At 72.2% G+C, this 8,461-nt stretch carries 5 protein-coding genes; 1 reads left to right on the top strand and 4 read right to left on the bottom strand.

Annotated elements, in window-relative coordinates:
- Window positions 1-60 precede the first annotated feature (60 nt).
- The gene (locus J7E94_RS24790; protein ID WP_374224498.1) at window positions 61-1,404 is read right to left on the bottom strand and encodes a diaminobutyrate--2-oxoglutarate transaminase family protein; all 1,344 of its coding nucleotides are present in this window, start codon (window positions 1,402-1,404) and stop codon (window positions 61-63) included.
- A 293-nt stretch (window positions 1,405-1,697) separates the two neighbouring features.
- Between J7E94_RS24790 and J7E94_RS24785 the strand changes: the two genes are divergently transcribed.
- Window positions 1,698-2,867 (top strand): serine protease, encoded by a 1,170-nt coding sequence (locus J7E94_RS24785; protein ID WP_215019001.1) that lies wholly within the window; start codon window positions 1,698-1,700, stop codon window positions 2,865-2,867.
- A 103-nt stretch (window positions 2,868-2,970) separates the two neighbouring features.
- Here the strand turns inward: J7E94_RS24785 and hflX are convergent, their stop codons facing one another.
- The 3 genes from hflX to J7E94_RS24770 all read right to left on the bottom strand — a co-directional run bounded on the left by hflX (window position 2,971) and on the right by J7E94_RS24770 (window position 8,340).
- Entirely contained in the window at window positions 2,971-4,476 is a 1,506-nt protein-coding gene (hflX, locus tag J7E94_RS24780) for a GTPase HflX (RefSeq protein WP_215019000.1), read from the bottom strand.
- A gap of 153 nt (window positions 4,477-4,629) precedes the next feature.
- The gene (locus tag J7E94_RS24775) at window positions 4,630-6,069 is read right to left on the bottom strand and encodes a M1 family metallopeptidase (protein WP_215018999.1); all 1,440 of its coding nucleotides are present in this window, start codon (window positions 6,067-6,069) and stop codon (window positions 4,630-4,632) included.
- Between the two features lie 189 nt (window positions 6,070-6,258).
- On the bottom strand, window positions 6,259-8,340 hold the full coding sequence (locus tag J7E94_RS24770) for a bifunctional (p)ppGpp synthetase/guanosine-3',5'-bis(diphosphate) 3'-pyrophosphohydrolase (protein WP_215018998.1): 2,082 nt from the start codon (window positions 8,338-8,340) through the stop codon (window positions 6,259-6,261).
- Window positions 8,341-8,461: the final 121 nt, after the last annotated feature.

Here is an 8,461-nt window from a genome sequence, read left to right as displayed (position 1 = left end):
GGGGGGTGGGGTGGGGGGGACTGGTGCGGGTCGGGCATCGCGGGTCCTTGGGGTGGCGGGTCAGCGGGGCCGGTGGGCGGCGGCCGGGATGGCGTCGGCCAGGCGGTCGAGGACTGCTGCGGCCTGCTCGTCGGTCAGGGTCAGTGGGGGGAGCAACCGGACGACGGCCGAGTGGCGGCCGCCGAGTTCGACGATCAGGCCGCGGTCGAGGCACTCCTGGCGGACGGCCGCGGCGAGGGCCGGTGCGGCGGTCCCGGTGTCGGGGTCGACGAGTTCGATGCCGATCATCAGGCCGCGGCCCCGGACGTCCCCGATGCAGGGCTGGTCGGAGGCCAGGCCCCGCAGGGCCGTCAGCATGCGCTCGCCCAGGGCCCCGGCGCGCTCGGCGAGCCGGTTCTCGCGGACGAAGGCGAGCGTGGCGGTACCGGCGGCCATGGCCAGCTGGTTGCCGCGGAAGGTGCCGGCGTGGGCACCCGGAGCCCAGACGTCCAGGCCCGCACGGTAGACGATCACCGCGAGCGGCAGGCTGCCGCCGATCGCCTTGGACAGCACCATCACGTCGGGCACCACACCGGCGTGGTCGACCCCCCAGAAGGCGCCGGTCCGACCGACGCCCGTCTGCACCTCGTCCGCGATCAGCGGGATGCCCCGTGCCGCGGTGATCTCGCGCATCCGGCGAAGCCAGGCGTCGGGGGCCGGGATGACCCCGCCCTCGCCTTGCAGCGGTTCGACGATCATGGCGGCGGGGGCGGGCACGCCGCCCTTGGGGTCGTCCAGGAGGTTCTCCGCCCAGCGCGCGCCGAGTTCGGCTCCCTTGGGGCCGCCCACTCCGAAGGGACAGCGGTAGTCCTGCGGGTACGGAAGCCGGGTCACCCGTACGTCCGGGGCTCCGCCGGAGGCGTCCAGGGCTCCGGCGGTCATCCCGTGGTACGCGCCGGTGAAGGCCAGCAGCCCGGAGCGCCCGGTCGCGGTGCGGACCAGCTTGAGGGCTGCCTCCACCGCGTCCGTCCCGGCCGGCCCGCAGAACTGGATGCGGGCGTCGGCGGCCAGTTCGGGCGGCAGGTTGGCGAACAGCTCGGTGGTGAAGGCGTCCTTGACCGGAGTCGCCAGGTCCAGCACGTGCAGCGGGGCACCGGAGTCGAGGACTGCCCTGATGGCTTCGAGCACGACCGGGTGGTTGTGGCCGAGGGCGAGGGTTCCGGCGCCGGAGAGGCAGTCGAGGTAGCGCCGCCCGTCGGCGCCCTCGATGGTCAGCCCGCGGGCGCGCACCGGGACGATGGGCAGGGAGCGCGCATACGTCCGGGCGGCGGACTCCCGCTGCGCCTGCCGCCGCAGGATGCCGTCCGGGGCGGCGGACCCGCCCAAAGCGCCGGGCCCGGGTCCACGGCCTCCATGCGACAGCACCTGAAGGGGGATCTGCGCCTCGGCTGCGGCCGCGGCCGGCTCGGTCAAAGCCACGAGTGTCGTCCTCCCGCACGGATTTCTCTTCCGGATTGCGCCTCGAACATGAACGCTGCTCCCCCATCCCCCGTACGTACCAACGACGGTGACGGCTCGGGATCACGGGCGGGCCCAAGATCCTTGCCCGCCAAGGGCCGAGAGTCAGGAACCGCCGCCCCGGCCTGTGCCGTCCCCAACCTCAGCGGCATAGTGGGGGGCTGCACTCCACGCCTCGAAAAACCAGGGGGACGAACGACATGCGACCGAACCGACCGGTCACCGCGATCCTGTGCGCGGCCGCGCTCGCGCTGACCGCCTCAGCCTGCGGCCCCGGCGACGGGGAGGCCGGCGGCGACGCCAAGCCCACCGTGGCGGCGAGCCTTCCGGGCACGGACGGGGTCAAGATCCCCGACCAGCTCAAGGAAAAGCTGAAACAGCACGGCTTCGACCTGGAGAAGTGGAAGGGGGGTGAGTGGAAGAACTGGAAGAAGGAGGACTGGCTCCGCGAGGCGGGCGACTACATCAACCCGATCATCGAGGGCCTGTGGGACCCGGACCGCATGCGTGACGCCGAGCAGCCCAAGCGCCCGTCCGTCGACCCGGACGCGGGCAAGGACCAGGGCGTCACCGACCCGGCCCCGGCGCCGGTGAGCGCCAAGGCGGCGAACGCGCCCTACCACCAGAGCGTTCCGGAGTCCGGCAAGGTCTTCTTCGACGGGCCCGAGGGCTCGATGGTGTGCTCGGCGACCGTGGTCAAGGACCCGGCCCACCCGGGCAAGTCCAACATGGTCTGGACGGCGGGCCACTGCGTGCACGCGGGCAAGTCCGGCGGCTGGTACCGCAACATCGCCTTCGTCCCCTCCTACAACAACGCCGGCAAGCCGGCGGCGCAGCTCAAGGGCGCGCCGCGCGAGCAGGTGGCCCCGTACGGCGTGTGGTGGAGCGACTGGGCGCAGACCTCCGACCAGTGGATCGCGACCGGCGGTCCGACCGGTGGCGCGGGCGCCCCGTACGACTTCGCGGTGCTGCACGTGACGCCCGAGAAGGGCAGCGGCAAGTCCCTGGAGGAGACGGTCGGTTCGGCGCTCCCGGTGGAGTTCAACGCTCCGGCCGTGCCGAAGGTCGCGGGCATCACGGCGACGGGTTACCCGGCGGCGGCTCCGTTCGACGGCCAGAGGGCCTACCAGTGCACGGACAAGCCGGGCCGGCTGTCGCTGAACGCGACCGACCCGGTGATGTATCGCATCGGCTGCTCCATGACCGGCGGTTCCTCCGGCGGCGGCTGGGTGGCCGCGGGCGCGGACGGCAAGCCGGCGCTGGTGTCGAACACGTCGATCGGTCCTGCCAAGGCGGGCTGGCTGGCCGGTCCGCGGCTCGGCCCGGAGGCGAAGGGCGTCTTCGACGCCGTGAGCGGCAAGTTCAAGTAGTCCCGGTACGACGGTGAATGACTGAGGGCCCCCTGCACCGCAGGGGGCCCTCAGTCGTTCCTTCTCTGTCACCGCGTGCCGGGTGCCGTGTGCCGCTTGGCCTCTACCGCTTCGCCAGCGCGTAAGGAGCCAGGTCCGCCGCCAGTTCCTGGTGGACCCGCGCCTTGAGCAGGGTGCCCTCCGGGGTGTGCTCCTCGGAGATCACCTCGCCCTCGGCGTGCGCCTTGGCGATCAGCGAGCCGCGGGTGTATGGAACGAGGGCCTCCACCTCGACCTCGGGCCTCGGCAGCTCGGTGTCGATGAGCGCGAGGAGTTCCTCGATGCCCAGGCCCGTGCGCGCCGAGACGGCGATGGAGTGCCGCTCGATGCGCAGCAGGCGCTGCAGGACGAGCGGGTCCGCGGCGTCCGCCTTGTTGATCACGACGATCTCGGGCACGTTCACCGCGCCGACCTCGCGGATCACTTCGCGCACCGCCGCCAGCTGCTCCTCCGGCGCCGGGTGCGAGCCGTCCACGATGTGCAGGATGAGGTCGGAGTCGCCGACCTCCTCCATCGTGGAGCGGAACGCCTCGACGAGGTGGTGGGGCAGGTGCCGGACAAAGCCGACCGTGTCGGCCAGGGTGTAGACCCGGCCGCTGGGCGTCTCGGCCCGGCGCACGGTCGGGTCGAGGGTGGCGAACAGCGCGTTCTCCACCAGCACGCCCGCACCCGTGAGGCGGTTGAGCAGCGAGGACTTGCCGGCGTTGGTGTAGCCGGCGATGGCGACCGAGGGCACCTTGTTGCGGCGCCGTTCCTGCCGCTTGATGTCGCGGCCGGTCTTCATCTCCGCGATCTCCCGGCGCATCTTCGCCATCTTCTCGCGGATCCGTCGCCGGTCGGTCTCGATCTTGGTCTCACCGGGGCCTCGGGTGGCCATGCCGCCACCGCCGCCGCCACCCATCTGCCGGGACAGCGAGGCGCCCCAGCCACGCAGGCGCGGCAGCATGTACTGCATCTGCGCGAGCGCGACCTGCGCCTTGCCCTCTCGGGACTTGGCGTGCTGGGCGAAGATGTCCAGGATGAGGGCGGTCCGGTCGACCACCTTCACCTTGACGACGTCTTCTAGGGCGATGAGCTGGCCGGGGCTGAGCTCGCCGTCGCAGACGACGGTGTCGGCGCCGCTCTCCATGACGATGTCGCGCAGTTCCCGGGCCTTGCCCGAGCCGATGAAGGTGGCCGGGTCCGGCTTGTCGCGGCGCTGGATCACACCGTCGAGTACGAGGGCACCTGCCGTCTCGGCGAGGGCGGCGAGCTCCGCGAGGGAGTTCTCGGCGTCGTTCACCGTGCCGGAGGTCCAGACACCGACGAGGACGACGCGCTCCAGGCGCAGCTGCCGGTACTCGACCTCGGTGACGTCTTCGAGCTCGGTGGAGAGGCCGGCCACGCGGCGCAGGGCCGCGCGCTCGGAGCGTTCGAACTGCTCGCCGTCGCGGTCTCCGTCGATCTCGTGGCTCCAGGCGACGTCCTCTTCCATCAGGGCATCGGCCCGAAGGCTCTCGGTGAAGCTCTGCGCCTCGCGCACGTCCTGTGCGTCCTGCGCGTCCTGGGAAGGGGAAGAAGAGGAGGTCATTGGATCCTTACGTCGATTCGAATAGCACTGTCAGATGGCTGTCACATGAGCTGTGATGCGACCTGTCACGTTAGCTGTCATGTCCAACGTGTCACATCGCCCGGAGATTCCCCGAGCGGCCCCGTCGATGGTGACATGCCCGTTCCTCGGCGGTCACACCCTTTTCCCGCTCCACTCCGGGTGTCCGGGCATCGCCGGGGTGGTCTTCCCGTACAGCCAGGGCTCCAGGAAGGGCGCGAGGTCCCGTCCCGCCTCCTGCGAGGCCAGGCGTACGAAGTCGGCCGTGCCCGCGATCCCGTCCCGGTTGTCGGCCACCCAGCGCCGCTCGACCCGGTCGAAGGCCTGGGCTCCGATCTCCTGCCGCAGCGCGTAGAGGATCAGCGCGGCCCCGTCGTAGACCACCGGCCGGAACAACCCGATCTTCTCGCCGGGGGCGGCGGCCTTCGGGGCGGCCGGGGGGCCGCCCGCCGCCCGCCACTGGTCGGAGCGTTGGTACGCCTCGCGCATGCGCCGCTCCAGGGAGTACTTGCCGAGCCCGTCCGCGTACAGGGCCTCGTACCAGGTGGCGTGTCCCTCGTTGAGCCACAGGTCGGACCAGGTCCGCGGGGTGACGCTGTCGCCGAACCACTGGTGGGCGAGCTCGTGGACCATCACGGATTCGACGTACCACTCCGGATAGCCCTCGCCGGAGAACAGGCTGTGCTCGAAGAGCGAGAGGGTCTGGGTCTCCAGCTCGAAGCCGGTCGTCGCCCGCGCGATCAGCACGCCGTAGTTCTCGAAGGGGTAGCGGCCGACCCGCTCCTCCATCCACGCGATGTGCCCGGCGGTCTTCTTCAGCCAGGGGTCCAGCCGCTGCCGGTCGGCGGCGGGCACCACGTCGCGCAGCGGGAGCCCGTGCGGTCCGGTGCCGTGGACGACGGCGGAGCGGCCGACCGAGACCTGGGCCAGTTCGGTGGCCATCGGGTGCCGGGTCTTGTACGTCCACGTGGTCGAGGGGCCCCTGCGCAGGGCGGGGAGGGCCGGCACCCCGTTGGCGACGACCGTCAGCCCCTCGGGGGCGGTGACGCGGAAGGTGAAGTACGCCTTGTCGGCGGGGTGGTCGTTGCAGGGGAAGACGCGGTGGGCGGCATCGGCCTGGTTGGCCATGGCGAGGCCGTCCTCGGTGGGCACCCAGCCGCCGTCCCCGCGGCCGCGCGGGTCGCTGGTGTGCCGGACGGTGATGTGCAGCGGCACGTGGGCCGGGACCGGCCGCGCCGGGGTCAGGACGAGGTCCTCCCCCGCGCTCTCGAACCGGGCCGGTTCGCCGTTGACCTCGGCGGACGCCACCTTTCCGTGGGTGAAGTCGAGGTTGATCCGCTCCAGCGGCTGCAGGGCGCGGGCGTCGATGACGGTGACCGCGTCGAGGGGGCTCAGGTTGTCCTTGTACGTGAGGGAGAGGTCGTACGAGAGCACGTCGTACCCGGGGTTCCCGAGCTCGGGGAACAGCCGGTCGCCGATGCCCAGCGGCTTCGGCGGGGGCAGCACGGCGGCGACGAGGGTCAGCGAGGCCGCGGCGAGCAGGAAGGCGCGCAGGCGCGGGGAGGTGAGCTGCATCCACCACCGCTTACCAGGGGCCGCCACACGGCCGCGCACGGCGCGCGACGGGTCCACCCGAACGGGGCCTTCCGGAGCCGACCGGGCCTACGCCCGGCTGACACCGGGGGCGCCCCGCGCCGCCTGTGGGGCTGGGGCCCACGGGCCGCCTGCGGGCCCGCGCCCGGACGCCGGGGTATCCGTCGGCGGCTACGCCCTCTTCACGTCGTACACGCCCGGCACGTCCCGCATCGCCCGCATCAGGGCCGGCAGTCCGCCCGCGTCCGGGAGCTGGAGGGTGTAGGTGTGCCGGACCCGCTGCTCGACCGGGGGTTCCACGGTCGCGGAGACCACCTCGACGCCCTCGCGGGCGATGGCCTCGGTCAGGTCGGCCAGCAGATGCGGGCGGCCGAACGATTCGGCGACCAGCGTGACCCGGCAGTCCGCAGTCGCCCGCCAGTGCACGGCGACGGAGGTGCGCCCCACCGCGCGCATCTGCGCCACCGCCGCGCAGTGGATGCGGTGCACGGTGACGGCCCCGCCCCGGACCACGAATCCGGCGACCGCGTCCGGCGGCACCGGGGTGCAGCACCCGGCGAGCCGTACGGTGGCGTCCGGCAGGTCGACGACGGCGTTGCCCCCGCCGCCCCGGGCTCCGATCACCGACAGCGGTGCCCGGGCGGCGGTGGTGGTGGCCATCGCGCGGTCGGGATGGGAATCCAGCCAGCTGCTGATGGCGATCCGGGCGGCCGGGGTCCGTGCATGGTCCAGCCACTCGGCGGCGGGCCCCGAGGAGGCGTCCTGCGCGAGCAGCAGCTGCACGGTGTCCCCGTCGGACAGCGGCGAGGAGAGGGAGGTCAGGCGCCCGTTGACCCGGGCGCCGATACAGCCGTGGGCCGCCTCGCCGTGCTGCGCGTAGGCGGCGTCGATACAGCTGGCCCCCGCGGGCAGACCGAGCGTGCCCCCGTCGGCCCTGAAGACGGTGATCTCCCGGTCCTGGGCGAGCTCGGCGCGCAGCACGCTCCAGAAGGTGTCGGGGTCGGGCGCGGACTGCTGCCAGTCGAGGAGCCGGGACAGCCAGCCGGGGCGCGTCGGGTCCACGCGCTCCTCGTCGGGATCCGCGGCGGCGTCCGCCGTTCCGGTGGCGTACGGGTTGCCGAGCGCCACCACGCCCGCCTCGGCGACTCGGTGCATCTGCCGGGTGCGGACGATGACTTCGGCGACGTAGCCCTCGGGGGTGGCGACGGCGGTGTGCAGCGACTGGTAGAGGTTGAACTTCGGGACGGCGATGAAGTCCTTGAACTCCGAGACGACGGGGGTGAAGCAGGTGTGGAGCTCCCCGAGCACCGCGTAGCAGTCGGCGTTCTCGCCGACGAGGACGAGGACGCGGCCGAAGTCGGAGCCGCGCAGCTCGCCGCGTTTGAGGGCGATGCGGTGGACGGAGACGAAGTGCCGCGGCCGGATCTGCACCTCGGCGGCGATGCCGGCCTCGCGCAGGACGGTCCGTACGGAGTCGGCGATGGCGGGCAGCGGGTCGCGTTCCCCGGCGTGGGCGGCGATGAGCGCGCGGGTCTGCTCGTATTCCTCGGGGTGCAGGATGGCGAAGACGAGGTCTTCCAGCTCGGTCTTGAGGGCCTGGACGCCGAGCCGTTCGGCGAGCGGGATGAGGACGTCGCGGGTGACCTTGGCGATGCGGGCCTGTTTCTCGGGCCGCATCACGCCGAGGGTGCGCATGTTGTGCAGCCGGTCGGCGAGTTTGATGGACATGACGCGGACGTCGTTGCCGGTGGCGACGAGCATCTTGCGGAAGGTCTCTGGTTCGGCGGCGGCGCCGTAGTCGATCTTCTCGACCTTGGTGACGCCGTCGACGATGAAGCAGACTTCGTCGCCGAACTCCTCGCGGACCTGATCGAGGGTCACGTCGGTGTCCTCGACGGTGTCGTGGAGGAGAGAGGCCGTCAGGGTCGTGGTCTCGGCGCCGAGTTCGGCGAGGATCAGGGTGACGGCGAGCGGATGTGTGATGTACGGCTCACCGCTTTTGCGCATCTGGCCGCGGTGTGAGGTCTCCGCGAGCAGGTAGGCACGCCGCAGAATGGACAGATCGGCGTCCGGATGGTGGGCGCGGTGGGCTTCGGCGACGTGGCCGATCGCGTCCGGCAACCGGTCGCGGGACGTGGGGCCGAGCAGGGCCGCGCGGCCGAGCCGGCGCAGATCGAGCCTGGTCCGGCCGCGTCTGCGGAGCTCAGGGCGCGCTTCGGGGTGTGCTTCTGGGTTCGTGGCCTCTGCACTCATGGGCACCTCCGGCGGCTTCGACCGGCGGTGGCGGGCATGGGGTGAGCCCTCAGGGCCGGTGCCTGATGTTACCGACCCCACCACGTGGCGCAGTCCACCTCTCGCACAGCGTGAAACGGAT

Source organism: Streptomyces sp. ISL-94 (assembly GCF_018614075.1).
Taxonomy (GTDB): Bacteria; Actinomycetota; Actinomycetes; order Streptomycetales; family Streptomycetaceae; genus Streptomyces.
Note: the sequence above shows the minus strand (reverse complement) of the source record. Positions and strands in the feature narration are given on the sequence as shown.